23 protein-coding genes and 1 riboswitch are annotated in these 25005 nt (G+C 41.5%); of the genes, 20 read left to right on the forward strand and 3 right to left on the reverse strand.

The features are described from left to right. Positions 1 to 11 precede the first annotated feature (11 nt). From AC27EF_RS02565 to AC27EF_RS02580, 4 genes are all read left to right on the forward strand, one after another. Positions 12 to 1328, forward strand: a complete 1317-nt coding sequence (locus AC27EF_RS02565; protein WP_487108658.1) for an alpha-amylase family glycosyl hydrolase — start codon at positions 12 to 14, stop codon at positions 1326 to 1328. 69 nt (positions 1329 to 1397) lie between these two features. Then, positions 1398 to 2948: a ribonuclease Y gene (rny, locus tag AC27EF_RS02570; RefSeq protein WP_487108659.1), complete on the forward strand. Its 1551-nt coding sequence runs from the start codon at positions 1398 to 1400 to the stop codon at positions 2946 to 2948. A gap of 188 nt (positions 2949 to 3136) precedes the next feature. Further along, positions 3137 to 3676, forward strand: coding sequence for an NUDIX hydrolase (locus AC27EF_RS02575; protein WP_487108660.1), 540 nt, complete (start codon positions 3137 to 3139; stop codon positions 3674 to 3676). Positions 3677 to 3744: 68 nt separating this feature from the next. Then, positions 3745 to 4308, forward strand: a complete 564-nt coding sequence (locus tag AC27EF_RS02580; RefSeq protein WP_487108661.1) for a hypothetical protein — start codon at positions 3745 to 3747, stop codon at positions 4306 to 4308. A gap of 10 nt (positions 4309 to 4318) precedes the next feature. Here the strand turns inward: AC27EF_RS02580 and AC27EF_RS02585 are convergent, their stop codons facing one another. Beyond that, positions 4319 to 5347 carry a 3-deoxy-7-phosphoheptulonate synthase gene (locus AC27EF_RS02585; protein ID WP_487108662.1) on the reverse strand — a complete coding sequence of 343 codons (1029 nt, stop codon included), beginning with the start codon at positions 5345 to 5347 and terminating at the stop codon, positions 4319 to 4321. A gap of 191 nt (positions 5348 to 5538) precedes the next feature. Further along, positions 5539 to 5682: riboswitch (FMN riboswitch) on the forward strand. A gap of 118 nt (positions 5683 to 5800) precedes the next feature. On the opposite strand from AC27EF_RS02585, the gene AC27EF_RS02590 reads away from it, so the two are divergent. Beyond that, positions 5801 to 6418, forward strand: a complete 618-nt coding sequence (locus AC27EF_RS02590) for an ECF transporter S component (RefSeq protein WP_487108978.1) — start codon at positions 5801 to 5803, stop codon at positions 6416 to 6418. 68 nt (positions 6419 to 6486) lie between these two features. Here the strand turns inward: AC27EF_RS02590 and AC27EF_RS02595 are convergent, their stop codons facing one another. Continuing rightward, positions 6487 to 6882 (reverse strand): thioesterase family protein, encoded by a 396-nt coding sequence (locus AC27EF_RS02595; RefSeq protein ID WP_487108663.1) that lies wholly within the window; start codon positions 6880 to 6882, stop codon positions 6487 to 6489. A gap of 133 nt (positions 6883 to 7015) precedes the next feature. Between AC27EF_RS02595 and AC27EF_RS02600 the strand changes: the two genes are divergently transcribed. The 13 genes from AC27EF_RS02600 to yajC all read left to right on the forward strand — a co-directional run bounded on the left by AC27EF_RS02600 (position 7016) and on the right by yajC (position 23208). Then, entirely contained in the window at positions 7016 to 7627 is a 612-nt protein-coding gene (locus AC27EF_RS02600; RefSeq protein ID WP_487108664.1) for a histidine phosphatase family protein, read from the forward strand. Between the two features lie 17 nt (positions 7628 to 7644). Beyond that, a complete protein-coding gene (locus AC27EF_RS02605; protein WP_487108665.1) occupies positions 7645 to 8091 on the forward strand; it encodes a DUF1700 domain-containing protein in 447 nt (148 codons plus the stop codon). Positions 8092 to 8103: 12 nt separating this feature from the next. Then, positions 8104 to 9240: a M20 metallopeptidase family protein gene (locus tag AC27EF_RS02610; protein WP_487108666.1), complete on the forward strand. Its 1137-nt coding sequence runs from the start codon at positions 8104 to 8106 to the stop codon at positions 9238 to 9240. A 135-nt stretch (positions 9241 to 9375) separates the two neighbouring features. Then, the gene (gene thrC / locus AC27EF_RS02615; RefSeq protein ID WP_487108667.1) at positions 9376 to 10863 is read left to right on the forward strand and encodes a threonine synthase; all 1488 of its coding nucleotides are present in this window, start codon (positions 9376 to 9378) and stop codon (positions 10861 to 10863) included. A 409-nt stretch (positions 10864 to 11272) separates the two neighbouring features. Next, positions 11273 to 14947 carry an isopeptide-forming domain-containing fimbrial protein gene (locus AC27EF_RS02620; protein ID WP_487108668.1) on the forward strand — a complete coding sequence of 1225 codons (3675 nt, stop codon included), beginning with the start codon at positions 11273 to 11275 and terminating at the stop codon, positions 14945 to 14947. A 66-nt stretch (positions 14948 to 15013) separates the two neighbouring features. Then, positions 15014 to 15316: a hypothetical protein gene (locus tag AC27EF_RS02625; RefSeq protein ID WP_487108669.1), complete on the forward strand. Its 303-nt coding sequence runs from the start codon at positions 15014 to 15016 to the stop codon at positions 15314 to 15316. 166 nt (positions 15317 to 15482) lie between these two features. Continuing rightward, positions 15483 to 16238 carry a PP2C family protein-serine/threonine phosphatase gene (locus tag AC27EF_RS02630; protein ID WP_487108670.1) on the forward strand — a complete coding sequence of 252 codons (756 nt, stop codon included), beginning with the start codon at positions 15483 to 15485 and terminating at the stop codon, positions 16236 to 16238. A gap of 26 nt (positions 16239 to 16264) precedes the next feature. Next, positions 16265 to 17779 carry a serine/threonine protein kinase gene (locus AC27EF_RS02635; RefSeq protein ID WP_487108671.1) on the forward strand — a complete coding sequence of 505 codons (1515 nt, stop codon included), beginning with the start codon at positions 16265 to 16267 and terminating at the stop codon, positions 17777 to 17779. Beyond that, positions 17776 to 19875, forward strand: coding sequence for a hypothetical protein (locus AC27EF_RS02640; RefSeq protein WP_487108672.1), 2100 nt, complete (start codon positions 17776 to 17778; stop codon positions 19873 to 19875). The genes AC27EF_RS02635 and AC27EF_RS02640 overlap by 4 nt, the downstream gene beginning before the upstream one ends. 66 nt (positions 19876 to 19941) lie before the next feature. Next, a complete protein-coding gene (locus AC27EF_RS02645; RefSeq protein WP_487108674.1) occupies positions 19942 to 20640 on the forward strand; it encodes a S1 RNA-binding domain-containing protein in 699 nt (232 codons plus the stop codon). 12 nt (positions 20641 to 20652) lie between these two features. Beyond that, the gene (gene aroC / locus AC27EF_RS02650; protein ID WP_487108675.1) at positions 20653 to 21750 is read left to right on the forward strand and encodes a chorismate synthase; all 1098 of its coding nucleotides are present in this window, start codon (positions 20653 to 20655) and stop codon (positions 21748 to 21750) included. 11 nt (positions 21751 to 21761) lie between these two features. Next, positions 21762 to 22889, forward strand: a complete 1128-nt coding sequence (tgt, locus tag AC27EF_RS02655; RefSeq protein ID WP_487108676.1) for a tRNA guanosine(34) transglycosylase Tgt — start codon at positions 21762 to 21764, stop codon at positions 22887 to 22889. A gap of 28 nt (positions 22890 to 22917) precedes the next feature. Beyond that, positions 22918 to 23208 carry a preprotein translocase subunit YajC gene (gene yajC, locus AC27EF_RS02660; RefSeq protein WP_487108677.1) on the forward strand — a complete coding sequence of 97 codons (291 nt, stop codon included), beginning with the start codon at positions 22918 to 22920 and terminating at the stop codon, positions 23206 to 23208. A gap of 148 nt (positions 23209 to 23356) precedes the next feature. On the opposite strand, the gene AC27EF_RS02665 is transcribed toward yajC, so the two are convergent. Beyond that, positions 23357 to 24196 carry a PHP domain-containing protein gene (locus tag AC27EF_RS02665; protein ID WP_487108678.1) on the reverse strand — a complete coding sequence of 280 codons (840 nt, stop codon included), beginning with the start codon at positions 24194 to 24196 and terminating at the stop codon, positions 23357 to 23359. Positions 24197 to 24323: 127 nt separating this feature from the next. On the opposite strand from AC27EF_RS02665, the gene AC27EF_RS02670 reads away from it, so the two are divergent. Together AC27EF_RS02670 and scfA are read left to right on the forward strand one after the other, a co-directional pair. Then, the gene (locus AC27EF_RS02670; RefSeq protein WP_487108679.1) at positions 24324 to 24686 is read left to right on the forward strand and encodes a TIGR04086 family membrane protein; all 363 of its coding nucleotides are present in this window, start codon (positions 24324 to 24326) and stop codon (positions 24684 to 24686) included. Between the two features lie 97 nt (positions 24687 to 24783). Continuing rightward, positions 24784 to 24927, forward strand: coding sequence for a six-cysteine ranthipeptide SCIFF (scfA, locus tag AC27EF_RS02675; RefSeq protein WP_009203580.1), 144 nt, complete (start codon positions 24784 to 24786; stop codon positions 24925 to 24927). Positions 24928 to 25005: the final 78 nt, after the last annotated feature.

Consider the following 25005-nt stretch of genomic DNA (forward strand, 5'->3'; position numbering starts at 1 on the left):
GAACAAAAACTATGAAAATAAATGAATTAATGATTTATCAGATTTTCCCATTGAGAGCTTTCTCTGACGGAACAATATCTCATGGAATTTTGGAAGCGGAGACATGGATTCCCCATATAAAAAAATTGGGAATGAATGCGGTCTATTTTTCACCGATATTTTCTTCTTCAAATCATGGATATGATACAAAAGATTTTCGTCGGATTGATGAACGGCTTGGAACAAATGAAGATTTTGTGAAAGTGTGTAAAAAACTAAAGGAAGAAGGAATTGCCATTTTTTTAGACGGGGTGTTTAATCATGTGGGACGTGAGTTTTGGGCATTTCAGGATGTTTTGGAAAAGAAATGGGAATCCCCGTATAAAGATTGGTTTTATATTCATTTTGATGGAAACAGTCCTTATGACGATGGCTTTTGGTATGAAGGATGGGAAGGGCATTACGAATTGGTAAAGTTAAATCTGGATCATGAGGAAGTTCGCAACTATCTTCTGAATGCGGTGGGTATGTGGATGAATGAATTTGGAATTGACGGGCTGCGCCTAGATGTTGCGTATATGCTCAATCGAAATTTTATGAAATCACTGGCAGAGTTTGTGCATCGTAAAAATCCTGAATTTTTTATGATCGGGGAAATGCTCCATGGAGATTACAACGAACTTGCGAATCCGGAACTTCTGGATTCAGTGACAAATTATGAGTGTTATAAAGGATTGTATTCCAGCTTTAACACCCATAATATGCATGAGATCGGATACTCTCTGAATCGGCAGTTCGGACCGGAAGAGTGGGCCTTATATCGGGGCATTCCATTGTATAATTTTGTGGATAACCATGATGTGGAAAGAATTGCAACGCGACTGGAGGATGCAGAGCACTTGCCGCTAATTTATGCTATGGAATTTGCAATGCCGGGAATTCCGGGGATTTATTATGGAAGTGAGTGGGGAATCGAAGGAAAAAAGGAACAGGGAAGCGACGACAGTCTGCGTCCGAGAGTGAAAGTGGAGGATTTGAAAGAAAATGAGTTGACGCAATATCTTTCAAAGCTTGCAAAGATCAGAAAGGAAAGTCCGGCTTTGAAATACGGAGATTATCTTCCGCTGGCAACTGCACCGGAGGTTCTGGTGTTCCAGAGAAAAGGACAGGGAGATCGGGTGATCTTTGCTGTAAATTGCGGAGAGAGTGCATTTACAGCTCATTTTGATGCGCAGGCAGGGACCGGTATGGATCTGATAACGGGAGAAACCATAGATTTTGGAGGAGGACTTTTGATTCCTTCCAAAACGGCAAGGCTGATTCGTACAGAAGAGGTATCCCTTTCTTGACTTTTCAGTAAAAAACATATAAAATTAAAGAAGTGTAAAAGCACAAAAAATTGAATAAGGAGGAGACCTGTGGATTTTGGTATAATAATAGCCATTATCGCAACTTTGGTCATTGCAATTCCAATATCTGCTTATGTTGCCAATCAAAGAAGCAAGAAAGCCATGGAAATTACCATTGGAAATGCAGAAGATAAAGCCAGAGATATTATAGATGGAGCAATCAAAGCGGCTGACGCGAAAAAGCGGGAAGCTTCTTTGGAAGTCAAAGAAGAAACTATAAAGGCGAGACATGACTTTGAAAAAGAGACAAAGGAACGCAGGGCAGAGCTGCAGAAGTATGAGCAGAGAGTTCTTTCAAAAGAAGAGGCGGTAGATAAAAAATCAACTGCGCTGGAAAGGAAAGAACAATCTTTGACAGCAAAAGAAAAGCATATCGAGTCAGAGAAAGCTCAGCTGCAGGAACTGCAGTCAAAACATCTACAGGAACTGGAGAGAATTTCTGGTTTGACCTCTGAACAGGCAAAAGAGCAATTATTATCAGCAGTAAAAGAAGATGTGAAACACGAGACAGCAATGTACATCAAGGAGATGGAGACGAGGGCAAAGGAAGAGGCAAGAAAGAAAGCCAAAGAATATGTGGTAACTGCCATTCAGAAATGTGCGGTAGATCATGTGGCAGAGACGACAATTTCCCTTGTACAGCTTCCAAACGATGAGATGAAAGGAAGGATTATCGGCCGAGAGGGCCGCAACATCCGTTCGATCGAGAACATTACCGGAGTAGAATTGATTATTGACGATACCCCGGAAGCTGTTGTGCTGTCAAGCTTCAATCCAGTGCGCAGAGAAATTGCGAGAATTGCATTGGAAAAATTAATTGTCGACGGAAGAATTCATCCGGCGCGCATAGAAGAGATGGTTGAGAAAGCCACGAAGGAAGTTGAAACTATGATGCGCGAAGAAGGCGAAGCTGCAACATTAGAGCTTGGCGTTCACGGAATTCATCCGGAGCTCGTCAGACTTCTTGGAAGGATGAAGTTCCGGACAAGCTACGGGCAGAATGCGCTGAAGCATTCCATGGAAGTTGCACAGCTTTCCGGTCTGTTGGCGGCGGAAGTCGGAGTTGACGTAAGGCTTGCCAAGCGGGCAGGACTGCTTCATGACATAGGAAAAGCGATCGATCATGAAGTAGAAGGTTCTCATGTGGAGCTTGGTGTTAATTTATGTAAGAAGTATAAGGAACATCCAGTGGTAATCAATGCGGTAGAATCTCATCATGGGGATGCTGAGCCGGAAACTTTGATCGCTTGTATTGTACAGGCGGCAGACGCGATTTCTGCAGCTCGTCCTGGTGCGAGAAGCGAAACGCTGGAGAGTTATACAACGAGATTAAAGCAATTAGAAGAGATCGCAGACTCATTTCAAGGTGTTGATAAAACTTTTGCAATTCAGGCAGGTCGGGAAATTCGTGTGATGGTAGTTCCTGAGCAAATCAGTGACGACGATATGATCTTATTAGCCAGAGATATTTCCAATCAGGTGGAAGAAAATTTGGATTATCCTGGTCAGATCAAGGTCAATGTAATCAGAGAATCACGAGTTGTAGATTATGCGAAATAACAAAAAACGATAGAGAAATCTATCGTTTTTTTAACGATACAGGAAAACTTTTTTTCCATATCGCAAAAACGCATTGTGAGGATCATGCTGCTGCGGAGTGAAAGATTGCCGCTTTGGAGTCCTGCCAAAGGCACAGAGTCCTGTGAACAGGATTATTTTTAGATGGATCAGAGAAAGGAAAGACAGTGATGCAGGGTTATGAAAAGATCAAACAAAAGTTAGTTCATCAAGGAAAGGTGGTCAGTTTTTACGAGGATATTGTGAAGCTTCCCAATGGAAAAGTCGTCACATGGGATTTGGTGAAGCATAGAGGAGCTGCTGCGGTGATTCCGGTGACAGACAGAGGGACGGTGCTTCTGGTGAAACAGTACCGCAATGCTTTAGATTGTGATACGCTGGAGATTCCGGCAGGGGGAATTGAGCCTGGAGAAACCGCGCTGGATTGTGTTAGGAGAGAGATTGAGGAAGAGACAGGATATCGGGCTGGGAACATGGAGCATTTGATGACGATCATTACTGCCATAGGTTTCTGCAATGAGAAAATTCCTATTTACGTGGCAACTGATTTAAAGCCGTCAGATCAGCATCTGGACGAGGATGAATTTATTGATGTGAAAGAGTATTCTCTTCAGATCGTCAGAGAGATGATCTTTGATGGACAAATTGTAGACGCCAAAACAATTTCCGGTATTTTGGGATATATGGACAAGTATTCTCTGGGGAAATGAATAAATGAGACAAGCGCCGCATAGAATAAACTAAATCGGAATATAAAAAACAAGAAGAGGAGCGGACGTTGGATCGAAAAAAATTTTTTACCGGGTTATTTGTGATGGCAGGCCTGATTTTGGGAAGCATCTTTACTAATTTTGTATATAAGGATTATCTGGCGTATGGAGGACAGATGGATTCTCTGGTTCTCAGCAATCAGGATCTCTATGTCTCCAGCGCCAGTTTATTTCCGTACATATTATTTAAGCGGGGAAAACAATATGGAATTGCATTTCTGGCAGGATATTTGCTGCAGCCGTTGGTGTTTTTGTACGGTGGAATGTTCTGCATGGCATTTTTTTTGGGGTCTATTTTGTCTCTTCAGGTGATTCAGACAGGATTAAAAGGAATGCTTTTGGTATTGTTTAGCTTTTTTCCGCACTTCCTGTGCTATGGGGTTTCCGGAATTTTAATGTTTCGCAGAAATCTTCGGGATAACGAAAAAGAAGAAATGTTGTATTATGAAAAACATTCCTTCTTTCGCAATTACAGTGTGCAATTTGAAATTATATTTGTAGTCCTTGGATGTGTCATGGAAAGTTTTGTAAATCCAAGCATCATGTCCGGAGTACTGAAATTATTAAAATAAAATTTAACTGTTATACATAATCAGCCATGCGATAGAGCAGAGCAGCAGACTTATCCCAGCCAAGGCAAGGGTCTGTGATGGACTGCCCGTAAACTCCATTTCCGATGGACTGGCATCCGTCTTCGATATAACTCTCAATCATGATTCCTTTGACCAGAGAGCGGATTTCCGGAAGAAAGCTTCTGCTGTGAAGAACTTCCTGAACGATGCGCGGCTGCTGATCCCATTGTTTTCCGGAATTGGAGTGATTGGCGTCTACAATGACAGCGGGATTTTTCAATTGAAATTTTTCGTACATGTATGCAACACGAGTCAGATCTTCATAGTGATAGTTCGGAATATTATTTCCATGGCGGTTGACAGAGCCACGCAGAATGGCATGGGTTAAAGGATTTCCATCTGTTTTGACTTCATATCCGTTGGCAATAAAATCATGTTGGTGCTGACCGGCAGTGATGGAATTCATCATAACGGTCAGATCTCCTCCTGTTGGATTTTTCATGCCGGCAGGAATGTCAAATCCGCTGACGGTTAAGCGATGCTGTTGATTTTCTACGGAACGTGCGCCGACGGCAACGTAAGATAAGATATCTTCCATATATGGCCAGTTTCCTGGATAAAGCATCTCATCGGCAGCAGGCATATGAAATTCCTCCAAAGCATCCATGTGGAGTTTGCGGACGGAACGCAGACCGCTTGCCATGTCCGGTGCTTTTTCAGGATCGGGCTGGTGAATCATTCCTTTATAGCCGTCACCAGTGGTGCGTGGTTTATTGGTATAGATGCGGGGAATTATTAAAAGTTTATCGGAAAGGTCCTTCTGAACTCTTGCGAGACGTCCGAGATAATCCATAACGGCAGATTCATTATCAGCAGAACAAGGTCCGATGATGACGATAAATTTGTCTGACTTTCCAGTAAAAATATTACGGATTTCGAGATCTCGTTGTTCTTTTATTTTTTTTGCCCCTTCACTCAGAGGAAATTCTTCCCTTAATTCCTCCGGAGAAGGCATCTTGGCAACTCTGTGCATTCCCATAGTTTCTCTCTCCTTTATTCATACAAGTAAAGTATTTAGTTTTTTATAGTTTAACAAATTATAATGTTGGTGTAAAGAAAGGAAATGTGAAATATTGCTTTACAAAGGAAGAAAGAAGGACTATAATAAGAACGTAAACAGAAAACACTTTCATTTTCTGTAAAATTGAATATTGAAGTAGAGAAAAAATTCTCCAACTTCAGGGCAGAGTGAGATATTTTCAAATATCAATTCTCGACTGGCGGTGATGCTTTTGAAAGGATAAGTCCGCGAGCGCAAGCTGATTGGGTTAGAATCCCGAACCAACAGTATAGTCTGGATGAAAGAAGTAGCGGGTGATGTAATGGTGCATCATCTAGGTTTTGGGCCCTGTCGTTTTCGGTAAACGATAAGGTCTTTTTCATTTTCTGAGAACATTTTGTTCTTAAATAAATTAAAAAGGAGAATATGATGATGGCAGGAGAAACAATGACAATGAAGACAAACAAGGTGAATGTGAGAACCATTGCAATGACTGGAATGTTGGGGGCATTGGCGACAATTTTGATGTTTTTGGAATTTCCCATTCCGGTGTTGATTCCACCGTTTATTAAGTTTGATTTTTCGGAACTTCCGGCGCTGTTGGCGGCATATTCTATGGGACCGGTGTCGGGAATTGCAGTATGCTTTATTAAGAATGCGATCAATCTGCTTCACACGCAGACCGGCGGAGTCGGAGAGCTTTCAAATTTTATTTTAGGCGTGTGTTTTGTGTTGCCTGCCGGTTTGTTGTATCAGAAGAAAAAGACACAGAAAAGAGCAATGCTTGGCGCATTGTTTGGAGCGGTGCTGATGTCTGTGCTGAGTGTCTTTTCCAATTATTTTATTGTATATCCGGTTTACACCAATTTTATGCCGATGGAGGCAATTCTTGGTGCATATCAGGCAATCAATAAGAATGTAACCAGCTTGTGGGATGCACTCATATGGTTTAATATGCCGTTTACGTTTATCAAAGGAATGTGCAGTGTTGTGATTACGTTTTTTATATACAAAAGAATCTCACCGATTTTAAAAGGAACCAACCGTTAAAAAATCTAAGAGGCAGATGATATGGTGTCATCTGCCTCTTATCACGTTTGGTGAGTGGAAAATAAAACTTATGCATCATTTAATTTTTTCTTGGCTTTTTCCATAAATGGTTCTGAAGCCACGATAAAACGCTCGTGTGTACCGATTCCGACGCGGCCTTTGTTATCTGTGACTTCCACGTGGAAGACAAGACGTTTGCGGTCAATTTCAGTTAAGGTGCAGTGGCATTGAATGGTGCCTCCAATCGGAGTGGCAGAGACATGAGCAATATTTAAATTTGTTCCTACGGTAGTTGTGCCTTCATCCAGTTTTCCGGCAAGCAGGTTGACAGCCGCCTGTTCAACAAGAGAAATCATAGCGGGTGTCGCATAGACAGGAAGACTGCCGCTTCCCCATTTCTCAGCAGTGTTTTCCGGAACGACCTGTTCTGTCAGTACAATTTCATCTCCAACATGAATGTTCATATACTTTTCTCCAATCAAACTTTTTATAATATATCATATCCATAGTATAGCAAAGTTCGATAAAAATACCATAGTTTTTTCATAATTCTTGAAAAATTATGGTATAATGTCCTAAAAACGGAGGTAAAATGGTTTGAAGCTATATTTAATCAGACACGGTGAGACCGATTGGAATAAATCCAGACGGATACAGGGAAGTTCCGATATTCCTTTAAATGAATATGGCAGGGAGCTAGCATTCTCTACCAGAGAAGGATTGCGGAAAATTCCATTTGATATTGCTTATACAAGTCCTCTGAAACGAGCCAGAGAGACAGGGGAAATTGTATTAGGAGGAAGAAATATTGCCCTTTATGAAGATGAGAGAATTGCGGAAGTCGATTTTGGAATTTATGAGGGAAAATCAGAGGCCGATTTAATTGAAGAAGGAGATCCTGTTTTGAGATTTTTTGATGCGCCGGAGCAATTTGTGAAGGCAGGGGGATGTGAAGACCACGAAGAGGTCATTTTAAGAGGGAAAGAGTTTTTGAAGGATAGAATCCTTCCAAATGAGAAAAAATATGAAAATATTGCAGTTTTTTCTCATGGAGCTATGATTCACGGGATGCTTACTTATATGTATCAGAGAGAAATCAAAGATTTCTGGCATGAGCCGAGACAATTAAATTGTGGAGTGACGATTGTAGAAATTGCGGATCATAAGTATCGCATAATAGAAGAGTCAAGAATTTTCTATTCAATCTAGAGATCACGGAGATAAATATGACAAAACAACAATTTTTAGAGGAACTTCGACTGGCGTTGGAAGGTATGATACCGGAAGAGGCGGTGAAAGAAAATGTACAGTACTATGAAAAATTTATTTGGGAGCAGGAAAAGAATGGAAGATCTCAGGAGGAGATTCTTCGGGAGCTGGGAAGTCCGCGATTAATTGCAAAAACCATTGTGGATGCAGCGGAGGCAGATGCAGTTTCAGAAGAGCAGACATACTATGATGATGCTTCCGGGGATGTGAAAGCAGAAACGTCATATAGAAAGAACAGAGTTTATACGGTAAATTCCAGAGGTCTGAAAATAGGATGTTTTCTTGTGGGAATTCTATTGCTTTTGATTTTATTTGTCGTGTTTAAATTATTTTTTATGTTTTTAGGACCAATTTTGGCAATTGGATTGGTCATTTATCTAATTGGACGTTGGAGAGAAAGATAGAAGGAGGCGGCAATGGATATTAATCAAGAGGCCAATGGCATGCGGGAAGATCTGGAGGAGTTTCGGCGGGCGCTGCATCAATGCCCGGAAACTGCCTTTCATGAAATGATGACGATGGAATACATCAGAGAGCATCTGGAACAATGGGGAATTTCATATCGACTGTTGGACCCTACAGGAATCATCGCAGCGATTGGAAGCGGAGGTAAAGAAACAATTGCGCTGCGGGCAGATATGGATGCACTGGAAGTGGAAGAGGAAACCGGTCTTGATTTCGCATCATTAAATCATGGCTGTATGCACGCCTGTGCTCATGATGGACATACGGCGATTTTGATGGCAGCCGCAAAGATTTTAAAGCAGCACGAGAAAGAACTGAACCGAAGAATTTTATTGCTGTTTCAGCCGGCGGAGGAAATCGCACAGGGCGCGAAAATGCTGTTGAAAACAGGTTTGCTGGAGGATGTCAAAAAAATTTTGGGTCTGCATATTTTTTCCGGAATTCCGGCTGGGAGGATTTCTTTGGAGCCGGGCAGAAGAATGGCGGCAACCAATTGGTTTTCCATTCGGATTACCGGAAAATCAGGGCATGCCGGGAAACCTCACGAATGTGCGGACGCAGCGGTCGCTGCATCCTCTCTGGTCATAAATTTACAGAACATTATCAGTCGGAATTTGGATCCGCTGGAGCCTGTAGTTCTAACCATTGGAAAGATGACGGCGGGAACTGCACGAAATGTAATTGCAGGGGAAGCGCTGCTGGAAGGAACCGTACGAACTTTTTCCATAGAAGCACAGGAATTGGTGCAGCGACGGATGAAAGAAATTGCACAGGCGGCAGAGAAAATGTATCAGACAGAAATTTCCGTTGATTTTCAGCCGTCCAGTCATCCGGCGTTGGTAAATTCCGAGGAAGTTGTGAGTCAAGTGTTAAAGGGAGCGCAGGATGTTTTTGAACCTTGGGAATGGGTGAAAGTTCCTGCGATGATGTTGGGAGAAGATTTTGCAAATTATTTGGAGGAAATGGACGGATGCTTTGCCTTTGTGGGAGGCGGAGAAGGATATCCCAATCATCATGAGCAGTTTGATTTCAATGAAGATGCTCTCGTCGCAGGTTTGCGTCTAATGTTGGTTTTTGCCTATGTATGAGATATAGAGCAAGAAAATCAGTTGTAGCAGAAAAAAACATATGATATAATCAGAAATTAAATGGGAGGCGCTGCTGTGGCGGCGCGCCACCGGAGAACAAAGTACATAAAACCATAGAAGAAAAGGTAGGGAAATATGAATTTAGTATACCACAGCACAAGAAATGGAGAAGAAACAGCCACTGCGTCAGAAGCAATTTTAAAGGGTTTGACCAGCGACGGAGGATTATTTGTACCCAATGAAATTCCGAAGCTTCAGGTGACGCTGGAAGAATTAACGAAAATGTCTTATCAGGAAATTGCATATGCAGTGATGAAAGAATTTCTTACAGATTTTACAGAGGAAGAATTGAAAGCCTGTATTCAGAACGCTTATGACAGTAAGTTTGACACGTCGGAAATAGCGCCGATGAAGAAAATAGGGAATGTATATTATCTTGAACTGTTTCACGGAGCAACCATTGCCTTCAAAGATATGGCATTATCCATTCTTCCGCATTTGCTGGTAACTTCCGCAAGAAAAAATCAGGTGAAAAATGAGATCGTAATTTTAACTGCAACCTCCGGGGATACCGGGAAAGCGGCATTGGCAGGATTTGCTGATGTGCCGGGAACAAAAATAATTGTATTTTATCCAAAATCTGGTGTCAGTCCGATTCAGGAAAAGCAAATGGTAACGCAGAAAGGTCAAAATACATATGTAATTGGAATTCATGGCAATTTTGATGATGCACAGACCGGCGTTAAAAAGATGTTTTCAAATAAAGAGCTGGCGAAGGTTATGAATCAGAGCGGTTATCAATTTTCTTCTGCCAATTCTATTAATATCGGACGGCTGGTTCCCCAGGTTGTTTACTATGTGAAAGCATATGCTGATCTATTAAAATCAGGGGCGGTAAAATCAGGAGAACCGATGAATGTTGTAGTTCCAACGGGAAACTTTGGAAATATTCTTGCGGCATTTTATGCAAAGCAGATGGGAATTCCGATTGGCAAATTCATTTGTGCTTCCAATAAAAATAAAGTACTGTTCGACTTTTTCCAAAACGGAACTTATGACAGAAACCGTGATTTTTATGTGACAACCTCACCATCCATGGACATTTTAATTTCCAGCAATCTGGAACGCCTGATCTATCGTATTGCAGGAAATGATCCGAAGCAATGTGCGGAGTTTATGACGGCTCTGACAGCAGAAGGTGTTTATACGATCACAGAGGCAATGAAAGACGAGCTTTCAGAGTTTTACGGAGCTTATGGCGATGAACAGGAAACTGCAGAGAAAATTCAGGAAGTTTATCAATCAGAAGGATATGTCATGGATACACATACGGCAGTTGCAGCAGTTGCCTATGATAAGTATGTGAAGGAAACTAAGGACGAGACACCGACTGTGATTGCATCCACAGCCAGTCCGTATAAATTTACCAGAAGTGTGATGAATGCAATTGATCCGAAGTATGATGAAAAAACAGATTTTCAGTTGGTGGACGAGCTTCAGGTGATTTCAAAAACAGAAATCCCGAAGGCAATTGAAGAAATCAGGACAGCTCCGGTGATTCATCAGACCGTATGTGAAACTGCGGCAATGGAAGATGAAGTAAAGAAAATTTTAAATATTTAAATTTTGACAAATATTCTGAGAAAAGCAATTCATGAAAGTGGGTTGCTTTTTTTGTGTTTTCATGCTATATTAAAATTAAGATAGGAAATAATTGGAAATAAATACATTTTAAAGAAACAACTCTGCTTTATGATTCTATAACCAATTCTAATGATTCGATGGATGATCCAAATATGTTTGACAACTGAATAAGACCATTTTTCAATACATTCCGAAAGGACATATTCCGCCAGGAGCCGTTATCTGCAGCGGGGAGCGATAAAAGAATATGATAATGAGACTTCTGCATGGTCATGGAGGTGAGTGCAGCCTGTCATCAGAATGAGGGGAGCCGGGAGGCTATGAGACAATTTGTCTGTTGGAGAATGAGGGGAAACCGATGGATATGAAAAGACAAGGAGAGTAAATTATGAGGAAAATCAAAAGAGGGTCTTTGTTATTTTGGACAGCGATTTCTTTGATGCTTTCGATCTTGTTTTCGATCTTGTGTCACAGAGAAGCAGTTGCACAATTAAGCGTTCAAAACGCAGTGCCAATTGGGAGCGGATGGGCTGATGAGACACATAAATTTTCATCATTTGATGATACGAAGGCGCTCAAAGTGGATGCTGCGTATGGATTTAAGATTCAAGAAACGCAGCAGACCAAAACAAGGATTGAAAAAGGAACGGCTTCCAAGGAACCTCCGGCAGTGAACATGCCGGCATTTTTAAAAAAATACACATGGTTTCAAACACAAAATAATACACCGGGAGAAATCCAAATTCGTAAAACCAATTTGCTGATTTATCAATGTGAATCCGATGGAAGCAATGGGCGTTGGGAGAAGCTTGATCTGGTTATGACAGTAACAGATTTTGAAAAATATCATCAGGAGGATGGCTATATTGCAATTGGAACGGGCGTCTGCGGGTGTGCCTATGTGGGAATTGAGGAAATGACGATGAAAAGTCATTTCTACAAAGCGGGAACAAATACGCCGGTAACCATTCGGAGCAATATCACATTAAAGGATCTTGACACAAGACAGTATGTTGGTATGAAGGCAGATAAGATTCATGGAGAATATGTTTCCAAAAATACAAAGCTCAGTTATGGGAAGTCAGGAACCTCCAGTGTTTACTATGCGGACTTTGATGAAAATTATTCCAGTGAGGATTTTACTTGTGTCGGATTTACGTTTGTGTCAGATTCCTTTGAGTATACGTTTGGAAGAAAGCTGGAGAGGGTGCCGACCGGGCAGGAACAATATGTGGGATCAGGACAGAATATGGTGCGGTTTGATACTTCGGCTCCGGAGAAAGTAATTAGAACGCCGGAGGGGACAGAAACAGAACATTATACGGCAAAACATTTGGCAGAAATATGGGATTTTGAAGTTCGACAGACCATCGCTGACGGTATTCCGCAGGCTCATTACTATGAAAATTTCATATTTCGGGATCAGGTAGAATCCTGTCTGGAAATTCTAGAAGCAAAAGTTTATGGAGATGGCAGTGATGTCAGCGGAGAATTTGATATTTCCAAGGAAGGAAATCTGGTGAAGGCAACGCTTAAAAATCCGAAAGATTCAGAATTTTATCAGCGAGGAGAATATGTGCTGCGCATAAAAGTGCGCATGGATATTCCGGAAAATGCCACAAAGGAGCAGTTGAATGTACTGCGAAAGAAATGGCAGGAGCATGGGCATTATAATGAAGTAAAAACGGTGATAACAGAGAAAAATCAGGGAGAAACGATCGTTGACGGTAAAAATATGCCGACCAATGAAGTTGTCTGTGAAATAGAACTGCCGAAACAGAAGGGGGATTCCCCCGGTCTGTTGATAAAAAAACAGGTGGAAGCCTATGAATATCAGGTGAAAGATCAAATGAAATATCAAGTTACAGTAAAGAATGAAAATGAGAAGGCGGAGACTGCTTATTTTACAATTCAGGATCTTTCTCTGCCGAAAGCAGCAGAGCTGGATCTGAGTTCGGTGAAAGTCAGCGGAATAGAGAAGGAAAATTATGTTTTGAAGAAGGAGAAAAATGGATGGATTTTAAAGTCCAGAGGAGATTATGCACTGCCTTACAGAAACCAAGTAGTGATTTCCTATACGGTGAGGGGGAGCGTTTTATCCAATGGAACTCTTATAGATAATGAGGCGTCCGCATGGGCAGCAGGGGTTCCGGACACCAAAGATCAGAAACAGGTATACATCAATTCACCGAAAACCGATGTGGTAAAAAATGCGCCTCAGAAGATTTATAAAAAGGGAGATACTATTTCTTACCAAATTACGCTGACCAATCAAAATAAAGGGACCTTTATGAGAGATTTGGTGATCAGAGACGAAATGAAAACAGCGGGTGTCCGAATAGTTCCCGGAACTCTTTGCGTAGTTTCCGGCGGGTTGGATGTCACAAAGAATTGTGAGATTACATTTGGAGATGACGGGCGCAGCTATAAGATCAGGACCCCGCTGGAATTGAAAAATGGAGCAATTCCGGCTCTTGAATCTTCTTTTGGGAAGGAAACGGGGCACTACGAGGAGCTTTCTCTGACAGATAAGATTGAGGTTAGTTATCAGGCGGTGATAGAGAAGGAAGGCCTGGAGGGAAAAGTAATTGAAAATATCGTAAAAGCTGAGGCAACAAAGAACAGCAATCAGAACGTAATCAGAGATGACCCGGAAATTCCGTCCGGAGGAGGAGAAGCACTGGAAACGGTCAAAGTGAAGGCGCCGCAGCTTCAGATTTTGAAACAATCGGATAAAAAAATTTACAGTGTGGGAGAAACCGGAACCTATCAACTTCAAATTACGCAAAAGAAAGAAGGGTTAACTGCAAAAAATGTAAAGATAACCGACGCCTTTGAAAAAGAAGGAATGAGGATTACGGATTTAAAAGTTTTTTTTAATGAGCAGGATATTACGAAGGAATGTAAGATAGAGATAAAAAATCATCATTTTAATATCGAGACAGGGAAGGACTTAGGTGAAAATGATATTTTAGAAGTCAGCTATCGAGTGTTTTTTGAGAAAAAAATAGACGGTGCCGTAAAAAATGTAGCGGTGGTACAAAGTGAAAATACTCCTCAGGATCAGGATGAAAATATCATTGTTTTAAAACCTCCAGTATTGAATCTTTTGAAATCATCGGATCATAAAGTATATAAAGAAGGACAGATCGGAACCTATGAGCTTCGTGTAACAGAGAAAAATCAGGGAATGACGGCGCATCAGGTTGTCATTGCGGATGCCTTTGAAAAAGAAGGGATGGAAATTTCAGGAATTCGCGTTAAATATAATGGGGAGAATATCACAAGCCAATGTGAGATTCTTATGGAAGAAGGAAATCGGCAATTTCAGATTATCACGGGAAAGGACCTCAGTGATCAAGATGAAATTATCGTGGTTTATCAAGTGAAGTTTGCAGAGATGATAACCGGAGATATTAAAAATACGGCAGTGGCTTCCAGTGAAGATACAGCTCCGTGCAGAGATGACTGTACTGTGGTGATGGAAACGGTGATTCCAAGGCTCTCGATGATGAAAAAAACTGCGCAGACAGTTTATCAGGTTGGTGATGTGTGCGATTATCAGTTGAAAGTGACGCAGACAGTGAAAGATGCAGTTGCAAAGAAGGTGGTCATCGAAGACCAGCTTTCACAGAAAGGAGTGGAGATTTTAGGAAATGGTATAAAAGTCATCGGACCGGACGGAAAAAATATTACAGATCAGTGTTCCATCCAGCTGACTGACCAGGCATTTCAAATTGCGACCAACAGACATCTTTCTTATGACGAGGAGATTACGGTCAAATATCAAACGAAAGTAAAATCCAAAAAGCTTGCAGGGAAAAAGGTCGAAAATACGGCAAAATCCAGAGCAGATAACGCAGATCCGGTATCAGCACAGCAGACCATTCAGATTGCAAAGAGAGATGAGGGGGTGAAGGGTTCCGCAGATCTCCCCGACAGCTCTGCGACAGGTGCTCCTCAAACAGGAGATTCAGGAGAGAAGAAATGGTGGCTGTTCTTTGCAATTTCGGGAACGGGAATGGGATTTTTTATCTATAGAAAATGTCGCAGGAAAGGATAACAATTTCACTGGACTTGCATCTTCAGGTAAGGTATACTAAAGAAAAACGATTGGAAGTGAGCGTATATGTCAAAAGATTTTTTTGGAAGGCTTGAGGAGACAATTTCTACCACGGGAAAGGCAGCGGCGCAGAAGGCAAAAGAGGTTGCAGATTCTGCGAAACGTCACAATGATCTTCGGATCGCAAAAAAACAGTTGAACGATCTGTATCGCCAGGTGGGAGAAAAATATTTTGAAGACCAGATGGATTATCCACAGGCAGATTACATTGATTTGTTTAATCTGATTGAAAAACTTCGCGGAGATATTGAGGTGCTCCAAAAAGAGATTGACGGTGAGGAACCGCTGGACGATGATACAGAAGAATAGAAAGAAGACCCTGCACAGGATGAGCTGCAGGGTCTTTCTTTATAATACTAGGAAAGTTCTGACTTCCCTATGTTATAAAAACGCTTTGTGGGATGCACATGATGTACGGGAGAAGGCTGCGAAATGAAAAATTTTTGTTCAGTAAGATGAAGGCAGGGAGGAAGATATGATAGATACAATTGGAATGACGGACATTGGGAATGGACGTTCATCGAATCAAGATGCATATTTAATGCGCCAGAAAGAGGAAAGGGGGAAGCTATATTTGATGGCTGCGGTTTGTGACGGAATGGGAGGACTGCGCAGAGGTGAGATTGCCAGTCATTATATTATTGAAGTATTGAAACAGTGGTTTGATGACACTCTTTGCGCCGGGCTCAAAGAAAAGGATATAGATGAAATTCAGAAAAATCTAATACAATTAATTCAAAAAATAAATGATAATCTTTTATTAATGAGTCAGGGAACAGAGGAATCTATGGGAAGCACCCTGACTTTACTTTTTGTAGCCGGAGAGAAATTTTTTGTGTTAAACGTAGGAGATTCCAGAACTTATTGGTTTGACCGTCAGAGAAAATTTGTAACAACCGATCATACTCTGGTTCAGCTCGAAGTGAAGGCAGGGCATTTAACGAAGGAGCAGGCAAGGACTGATCCTAGAAGACATATTCTCATTCAGTGTGTCGGGGTTACAAAGGATATTTGTGTCGACTGTTATCAGGGGAGACTAAAGCCGGGCATGGAATTTTTATTGTGTACCGATGGATTTTATGGACATTTGGAGGAGGAAGAAATTTATCAGGTGGAGGCATCAAAAGAGCAGATGAAAGTGTGGGTGCAGAATTGTTTTCAAAAAGTAAAAGAAAGAGGAGAGTTGGACAATCTGTCCTGCATTCTGGTGAAGATACCGGAAAAATCATAAATCATTTATGGCTTGGACGATATCAAATGTTAACGAAACTGGCAGAAGGAGGCATGGGAACCGTTTGCCTTTGCGCGGATTGTGTGACCGGTCAGAAATTGGTAATGAAGATGGTCTCGGAAGAGAAACACTGGCGGCGCGAAAAACAGGTTTTGGAAAAAATGATGCAGTATTCGGGAATTCCTAATATATTGAAAAGCGGAAAAGAACTGGGATATTGGATTCTGGTAATGGAGTATATTCAGGGAACATCGATCCGGCAATGGATGATGCAGAAGGGAATTCCGGGAGAACGGCAATTATTTTTATGGATGCTGAGAATTTGTGAGATTGTTGGAAACGTCCACGCCTGTGGAATGGTTCATATGGATTTAAAACCGGAAAATGTGCTGATAAAGCCGCAAGGAGAGATCTTTCTTATTGATTTCGGAATTTCCGCACAAATTGGGGAGGAGATAGAAGCTTATGGCACAAAAGACTTTTCAGCTCCGGAGCAAAGGAAAAAAGGGGTGAGTGCCGATGTAAGGATGGATATATACAGCCTTGGGAAGATGATGCAATTTTGCGGAGGGAAAGCTTGTTCCGGCAGAGTGAGGGAGATGATAAAACGGTGTACCGGGAAGGACGCCGGTGAAAGATATGGATCAGTAAGGGAGCTTATCAATGATCTGAGAAAGAGGTTTTTTTGGATGGAACTGGAGAAGACCGGAAGAATGGTAGGAATTCTTGCTGCGGCTTCGTGTGTTTTTTACAAGGGAGAACAAAGCAGGCATTTGGAGCGAGGGGTGGAGGTTGCAGAAAAAAAGGCTGTGAAAAATCAACGGGAGAATCGTGTGCTGCGAAAGAAGGGAACTTCTTATCTGTTTGGGGAGAATGGAGAACCGGCAGATTATGATCTGGCCTGTCAATATTTTTCAATGATAAGAAAGCCGGATGAGAAAGAAAGTGCATACCTTCGGATTCTCCAAGGAATTCGGAGACAAAACATAGCAGAAGGAGAGCAGATGTGGAAGGATCTTTTATACTGTGAGCAAGATGCAAAATCCATAGGGGCGATGCGTTTTTTTATGGGGCAATACATTTTTTGGGCAGATCGGATGCCGGATGAAAAAGAGTCATGGAGAAGGGCATGGGAACTTCTGTGCAAAATGGAGAAGACTGCGAAGGACGAAAAACAGAGACGGCTCTGGCAGCAGGAGCGTTTGGAACTTTATGAATACCGCGCAAAACAGGGAGAAGCGCAGGAGTTTCTTCAGGAAACAAGCCGTCCGCTGCATGAGACAATGGACCCTTTGGAAGCATGGCAATTATATCGGAGAAAAATATTGTATTTTGATGAGAAACATCAGAAGGTCGACAGATATTATGAGGAATTTCTAAAGAAATATTCCAATGTACCTGAGTGCTATTTGGAGTATGTGATCTATTTGTGCAGAGAAAAGCGATGGGAGAAAGCTAAAGTAGTGTTTCAGGAGGGAAGGCAGAATACGAAATTAATGGGGGAACAGGCTGAAGGATTGAGGAGGAAATTAGGGTTATGAAAGAGAAAGCTATGATATTACTGGTCTTTGGAATATTGTTGATCTCTGCTGTGTGGATTCAAAAAGAAGATACTTTTGCAAATCCGAATCCTATAAAAGTGGAATGGATCGGAGAGGGCAGAGAGCATATATTTCGGGAAAGTGCAATTCTCGAAATTTCGTTACAGGAGAACGTGAGACATCGGGATCTTAAGATCTTTGTGAATCAAAGACAGTGGGAAGGAGAATGGAAGTATGGAGAACGTGCAAAAGTTTACTGTAAGGAAGAGGGAAAATACCAGATTCTAATAGAATATAAAGGAACATGTGTATACCTGCAGGAGGCGATCGTAGAATTAAAAAATCCGATAGTGCCGAAGGTCAGCTTGGGGAAGTATCGTCCCGGAAGCTGGAGTGGAGATGAGATTTGTATTTCTGCTTATGGCTCATGTGCGGTTTCCGGAATTGAAAAATATGAGTACAAAGTTGGAAGCGGACGATGGAACACAATGAAAGAGGCAAAAATTTCGTTCTGTGAAAATATGGATGAACTGGTGTCTGTGCGTGCGGTTTCCAAAGCAGGAAGGGAGGGAGAACTTCTAAAAATTCCGGTAAAATTGTGGAGAAAATCTCCAGGGAAACCCAAGGTTATTTGCAAACAAATCGCTAAAAAAGGATATTGGTATCAAGAGAATCCGGAGCTTTCTTTTACAGTTTCAAAAAACCGGGAGGGACCGCCGGCAGATGTATATTTTCGTTTGCTGGATTTATCATCCAAGGATCAGTGGACGAAAATAAATCAGATACCAAAGATTCAAAGAGATGGAAACTATAAACTTTTGGCATGGAGCGTTGACCAGGCGGGCAATGCTTCTGAAAGAGTTTCGTATCTTTTTTGCGTAGACACAAAAAAGCCAAGGATCTCTATCGAGTATGAGAAGGCATTTCCTAAGAACAATATATTAAAGCGTCAAAAAGCAGCCATTTGGATTTTCGATGCCAATTTGAATGCAGAACAGATTCAGATGGATACGACGGGAAGGAGGAAAGGTTCCTGGAAAAAACAGGGGGACGGTTATGTGACAGAACTTTTTTTTGAAGGAAATAAAAAACATCATCTTGAAATTCAGGCAGAGGATGCTGCAGGGAATCAGACAAAGCAGGAAGGAAAAAATTTTGAGACGGATTTGATAAAGCCGCAAATATTTGTAGCGGGGGTGAAGCATCGAATGTCCTATCAAAGAGCAATGAAGCTTAAAATAAAAATTTCAGATGACCATTTGGATTCGGAGGCGACAGAAATTTTTCTAAACAACAAAAGGTGGAAACCTCAAAAAATTCGTAAAGATGGGCATTATCATTTAAAAATTACTGCAAAGGATCTGGCAGGAAATCAAAAGGAAAAATCTTGGAATTTTACTTTAAATCAAAAGGGAATCCAAATTCAGTTTCTTGAGAAAGGTAAAAAGGGAAAATATGTAACCAGTGATAATTTAAAGCCGACATTTCTTGTCGAAAGTCTGGAGCCGGTGCAGGTGGCAGGTTTCTTATTAAACGGCAAAAAAGTAGAATATATGTGGAAAGGAAAGCAGATTACGACGTTACAGCCGGTGAAAGATGACGGAGTCTACAAAGTACAGCTTCATTTAAAAGACATCAACGGGACAAAAAAATCTTCAGAAACAATTCATTTAATCTATGATAGAAAGAAACCTTCCGTGGTCATTCGAGGGCTGGATCAAAAGAGTGCATGTGAATATGGAACCACCCTGGAAGTATCTTTGCAAAACCGGAGAGATCGTATCCGGATTGTGAAAATCGACGGCGCAGAGGCAGAGATTTCAAACAATAAAGCGATTTTCAGGAGACTGGAGCCGGGGGATCATAAGTTCTTTATCAAAGCTGTGGATGAGGCAGGAAACGTTTTGAGACAGCGGATAAGGTTTACAGTAACCCGAGCAGTTCCAGATCCGGTGAAGGAGATTTTAAATAAGACAGACTCGGCTTCTGCAAAAAAACAAGACAGGCAGGAGAAAAATGATTTTGCTTGGCTGCTGGGGTGTTTCTCCATTATTTTTTTGGTTGGAATGATAAAAAAGAAAAGAACAAGGTTATAATCTTTGGAATTCTATGCTATAATACTGTTCATGTATGTATTTGAATAGTGTGGAGGAGTGAAGATTATGGCAGAAGAAGTAAAAGAAACAATGGAGCAGTTTGAAGAACAATTGGAAGAATCATTGAAAAAAGCAGAAACAAATGAAGATGCCGTTTGGGCACATTTGGAACAGATGAAAGAAAACGGCGATATTTTGTCTCTGACTGTGGGAGGCGTTGTAAACGGCGGAGTGATCGTTTATGTAGAGGGAATCCGCGGATTTATCCCGGCGTCTTTATTATCTACAAAATATGTGGAAGATTTAAATACCTGGCTTCAAAAAGAAGTGGAGGCTAAAATTATTACCGTGGAACCGGAAAATCAACGTCTGGTATTGTCCGCAAAAGCCGTAGCAAGAGAGAAAGAGCGTATGGAGCGCGAAAAGAAGATCAACGATTTAAAAGTCGGAACAGTTGTAGAGGGTACGGTGGAAAATCTGATGCCTTATGGAGCGTTTGTTGCGATTGGAGATGGAATCAGCGGATTGATTCATATTTCACAAATGAGCCAGAAAAGAGTGAAAACTCCGGAAGAGGTTGTGAAAGAAGGACAGAAAGTTACAGTAAAGATTATCAAGGTTTCCAATGGCAAAGTTAGCCTGAGCATGAAGGCATTGGAAGAAGATGCACAGGCAGCGGAGAGAGCAAAAGAAGTCGGTGTAGAGTATACTGAGGAAGCAGCAGGAACCAGTCTTGGCGATCTGCTGGCAAAAATTAATTTGTAGGAAGGATGACACATGGCAGGATCAAGTTTTGGCACAAATTTTCGGATTACCACCTGGGGCGAGACCCATGGAGCAGGCGTCGGAGTTGTAATTGACGGATGTCCGGCGGGACTGTCTCTTTGTGAGGAAGATGTGCAGAAATATTTGGATCGCAGAAAACCCGGACAGTCGAGATACACAACGCAGAGAAAAGAAACGGATGCGGTGGAAATATTGTCAGGAGTATTTGAGGGAAAGACAACCGGAACTCCGATTTCTATGGTCGTATATAATAAAGATCAAAGATCCAAAGACTATAAGAATATTCAGGATATTTACCGGCCGGGACATGCAGATTATACTTATGATATGAAGTATGGATTTCGGGATTATCGAGGCGGCGGTAGGTCTTCGGGAAGGGAAACCATCGGAAGGGTTGCGGCAGGCGCTGTGGCAGCGAAGGTTCTGAAAGAATTGGGCATTCGCATTATGGCATATTCCCGAAGGATTGCGGGAATTGAGATCTCAAAGGAGCGTTTTGATGAACAGGAAATAGAAAGAAATTCTTTCTATATGCCGGATCAGTTTGCCGCACAAAAGGTGAGAGAAAAAGCGGATCAAATGATACGAGAGATGGATTCTGTCGGCGGTGTGATTGAATGTGTAATAAAAGGATTGACTCCCGGAATCGGGGAACCTGTTTTTGATAAGCTGGATGCAGAGCTTTCCAAGGCAATCATGTCCATTGGGGCAGTCAAAGGGTTTGAAATCGGAGATGGATTTGCGGCGGCAGATTTATGCGGATCTCAAAACAACGATGAATTTCTTTCGGAAGGTGAAAAGATTCAAAAGAGTACTAATCATTCCGGAGGTGTGCTGGGAGGAATGAGTGACGGAAGTTTAATTACTTTTCGGGCAGCAGTCAAACCGACGCCGTCGATTGCGCAAATGCAAAATACGGTTAACCGGAGAGGCGAAAATGTAAAATTGCAGATTCAGGGAAGACATGATCCAATGATTGTTCCAAGAGCGGTTGTTGTGGTAGAATCAATGGCTGCAGTTACAGTCTTAGATGGTATTTTGAGGAATTTGGGATCAACAATGACAAAAATTAAAAAAATATATGAGTGATGGTGGCATAGATGTACGAATTATTGAAAAAGGATGGGATGGCAAAACGAGGGCGTCTTAAAACAGTACATGGAGTGATAGAAACTCCGGTTTTTATGAACGTTGGAACAGCAGCGGCAATTAAAGGGGCTGTGAGTACCGATGATTTGAGAGAGATTGGAACGCAGGTGGAGCTTTCGAATACATATCATCTTCACGTAAGGACAGGGGATCGCCTGATCAAGAAATTTGGAGGGCTTCATCAATTTATGAATTGGGATCGTCCGATTCTGACGGATTCCGGTGGATTTCAAGTGTTTTCTCTGGCAAAACTGCGAAAGATTAAGGAAGAAGGGGTATCTTTTTCCTCTCATATTGACGGAAGAAAAATTTTTATGGGACCGGAAGAAAGTATGCAGATTCAGTCCAACCTGGGATCAACCATTGCGATGGCTTTTGATGAATGTCCGCCGCATCCTGCTACCAGAGAGTATATGCAGAATTCTGTAGACCGCACCACTCGCTGGTTGGAGCGCTGTAAATCTGAGATGGAACGGCTGAATTCACTGGAGGATGCCGTAAATCCAAATCAGATGCTGTTTGGCATTAATCAGGGAGGCACTTTTGAGGACATTCGCATTGCACACGCACAGGAGATTTCAAAACTGGATCTGGATGGATATGCTCTCGGAGGGCTTGCAGTTGGTGAAAGTCATGAGGAAATGTATCGAATTATTGAGGCAACGGTGCCGCATTTGCCGGAAAATAAGCCGACCTATTTGATGGGAGTTGGGACCCCGGCGAATATTTTAGAGGCTGTGGATCGTGGTGTAGATTTTTTTGATTGTGTTTATCCTACCAGAAATGGGCGTCATGGGCATGTGTATACGAATCATGGAAAATTGAATATGTTTAATAAAAAGTATGAACTGGATCATCGTCCGATCGAGGAAGGTTGTCAATGCCCGGCGTGTAGAAGTTATAGCAGAGCATATATAAGGCATCTTCTGAAAGCAAAAGAAATGCTTGGAATGCGATTATGCGTCTTGCATAACTTGTATTTTTATAATACAATGATGAGTGAGATTCGTGAAGCCATCGAACATGGAAATTATAAAGAATATAAGAAGCATAAGTTGGATGGTATGATGAATCAATAATTTTGAAGTAAATAGATGGAGGAAGGAAATGAGTACAACAGGCACAATTCTTCTGCTTGTGGTGATGTTCGCATTGATGTATTTTTTGACAATTCGGCCACAGAAAAAGCAAGAGGAAGAGATGAGAGCACTGCTGTCAGCTCTGGAAGTCGGAGACAGTGTACTGACACATAGTGGATTTTACGGTATCGTAGTTGATACGATTGATGAATCTACAATTATTGTAGAGTTTGGGAATGATAAACACTGCCGTATTCCAATGGAAAAGACAGCGGTTAAGGCACTTGAAAAGCCAAATGCCGGTTCTGAGGAAGAGTAAAAAATAAAGCGGATTTTCCGCTTTATTTTTTTTGACAGAAATGAGCCAAAGTCCAGGCTTGCCCAAGACTCTGGGGATCGCTTATAATTCCGGAATGTGCCTTTTGGCACTTCCGGTAATTTTGGGAAATTCTTCTGGATTTCTCATATTACAAATTGATATTCTCTCTGAGACGGTAAAATAGTTCATCGGGAACATAGAGGGGACCGCGTCCGATCCCCAGTCCGATGTCCGGCTTGTTGGAACCGTGAAAATCAGATCCGCCGGTGGCAAGCAAATGATATTCTTTCTGCCACTGACGAAGCTTCATGATTTGTCCTGTGTGATGAGAAGAGTGGTAGACCTCGATTCCTTCCAGACCGTTTTCTTTCAAAGACTCTATCAGATGTTTTAATTGAAAATTGGAAAAATGATAGAGAAACGGATGGGCAAGAACCGGTGTTCCGCCGGCGTTAAGAATCATTTTGATACCGTCTTCCGGAGAAAAAGATGGTTTTGGTATATAATATTTACATTTCTCGCCTAAAAATTTAGAAAAAGCATGATTTGTGGAAGTGCAAATTCCCTCTTCAACCAAAACTCTGGAAAAATGAGCGCGTGTGATAACTGTGTTTGGATTGCCTTGCTGCAATTTTTCCAAAGTTATGGGATATCCGTCTTTTTGAAAACGTTGGATTATTTTTAGATTACGCTGCATTCGTTTTTTCTGAAGAGAACGTAAAGTATCATTTAAATGTTCATGGTTCCACTGAATTCCATAACCAAGAATATGAATTTCCTGCCGAGCGATATCACATGAGATTTCGATTCCCGGAAGAAACTTAAGATTTTCCGGGAGAGGGAGCGCAAGGATCCTTGGAATTCCTTCGGTAGTGTCATGATCGGTAATGGAAAAGGCAGAGAGACCGATTTTGGCAGCTTCCGAAACCAGTTCTTCAGGGGTAAAAGTTCCGTCTGAGCAAGTAGAATGTATGTGCAGATCAATCATAAAGACCTCCTAATTTGTGTAGTGAAAACCAGCTGGATATGGATTCGATTTCTATGTGCTAGTTTAGCACAAAAAGGAATAGAAGCCAAAGGGAATTCATAGATTAATTATAAAAGGAGGATGAACAATGAAAACAGAAAAAAAAGGGATGTATCTTGTGCAAAGTTTGGTTGCCGCATATATTTTAACTGGCATTGTGTTATGTGCGCTTGCATTTTTTATGTATCAAACCAGTGCAGGCATCAAAATTGCAAATATTGGAGTGACGGTTACATACATTTTAGCATCAGTATTCGCAGGATTTTTTGTGGGTCATAAGATGGGAAGAAGAAAATTTATCTGGGGATTCATGATCGGACTGCTTTATTTCTTAATTTTGCTGGTCATCTCCATGTTCTTTTATGAAAATCAGGTCTTAATTTCAAAAGAAAGAATCACTGCTTTGCTTTTATGTACTGCCGGGGGAACACTGGGGGGAATGTTTTCTTAAAAAAACAGGAGAGAAAGAATCACCCATTGTCATTTAAAAGAGAATGTGATATAATATTCCAAGCTATTTTAAGATGAGAATCAAAAAGGAGGATAAGATGAAGCACATTAAAACTCTGACAAATAAAACATTACAAAATACTGTAAAAAAAGGTGGATGCGGCGAGTGTCAGACATCCTGTCAGTCAGCATGTAAAACATCTTGCACTGTAGGAAATCAGACTTGCGAACACAGCAAATAATAAAGCATATCAACGATTCTATGCTTGAGGCGTTCCTTGCGGGCCGCCTCATTTTTAAATGAATGAAAACAGATGCTG

This window comes from Anaerostipes stercorihominis, assembly GCF_057535655.1.

Coding starts and splice junctions, on each gene's coding strand:
- AC27EF_RS02565 (WP_487108658.1), top strand. CDS start 12: ATGAAAATAAATGAATTAATGATTTATCAGATTTTCCCATTGAGAGCT.
- AC27EF_RS02595 (WP_487108663.1), bottom strand. CDS start 6,882: ATGAACATTCATGTTGGAGATGAAATTGTACTGACAGAACAGGTCGTT.
- AC27EF_RS02630 (WP_487108670.1), top strand. CDS start 15,483: ATGATAGATACAATTGGAATGACGGACATTGGGAATGGACGTTCATCG.
- AC27EF_RS02590 (WP_487108978.1), top strand. CDS start 5,801: ATGGCAGGAGAAACAATGACAATGAAGACAAACAAGGTGAATGTGAGA.
- AC27EF_RS02610 (WP_487108666.1), top strand. CDS start 8,104: ATGGATATTAATCAAGAGGCCAATGGCATGCGGGAAGATCTGGAGGAG.
- AC27EF_RS02575 (WP_487108660.1), top strand. CDS start 3,137: ATGCAGGGTTATGAAAAGATCAAACAAAAGTTAGTTCATCAAGGAAAG.
- AC27EF_RS02635 (WP_487108671.1), top strand. CDS start 16,265: ATGTTAACGAAACTGGCAGAAGGAGGCATGGGAACCGTTTGCCTTTGC.
- AC27EF_RS02585 (WP_487108662.1), bottom strand. CDS start 5,347: ATGGGAATGCACAGAGTTGCCAAGATGCCTTCTCCGGAGGAATTAAGG.
- thrC (WP_487108667.1), top strand. CDS start 9,376: ATGAATTTAGTATACCACAGCACAAGAAATGGAGAAGAAACAGCCACT.
- AC27EF_RS02640 (WP_487108672.1), top strand. CDS start 17,776: ATGAAAGAGAAAGCTATGATATTACTGGTCTTTGGAATATTGTTGATC.
- AC27EF_RS02665 (WP_487108678.1), bottom strand. CDS start 24,196: ATGATTGATCTGCACATACATTCTACTTGCTCAGACGGAACTTTTACC.
- scfA (WP_009203580.1), top strand. CDS start 24,784: ATGAAGCACATTAAAACTCTGACAAATAAAACATTACAAAATACTGTA.
- tgt (WP_487108676.1), top strand. CDS start 21,762: ATGTACGAATTATTGAAAAAGGATGGGATGGCAAAACGAGGGCGTCTT.
- aroC (WP_487108675.1), top strand. CDS start 20,653: ATGGCAGGATCAAGTTTTGGCACAAATTTTCGGATTACCACCTGGGGC.
- yajC (WP_487108677.1), top strand. CDS start 22,918: ATGAGTACAACAGGCACAATTCTTCTGCTTGTGGTGATGTTCGCATTG.
- AC27EF_RS02625 (WP_487108669.1), top strand. CDS start 15,014: ATGTCAAAAGATTTTTTTGGAAGGCTTGAGGAGACAATTTCTACCACG.
- AC27EF_RS02645 (WP_487108674.1), top strand. CDS start 19,942: ATGGCAGAAGAAGTAAAAGAAACAATGGAGCAGTTTGAAGAACAATTG.
- AC27EF_RS02605 (WP_487108665.1), top strand. CDS start 7,645: ATGACAAAACAACAATTTTTAGAGGAACTTCGACTGGCGTTGGAAGGT.
- AC27EF_RS02670 (WP_487108679.1), top strand. CDS start 24,324: ATGAAAACAGAAAAAAAAGGGATGTATCTTGTGCAAAGTTTGGTTGCC.
- AC27EF_RS02620 (WP_487108668.1), top strand. CDS start 11,273: ATGAGGAAAATCAAAAGAGGGTCTTTGTTATTTTGGACAGCGATTTCT.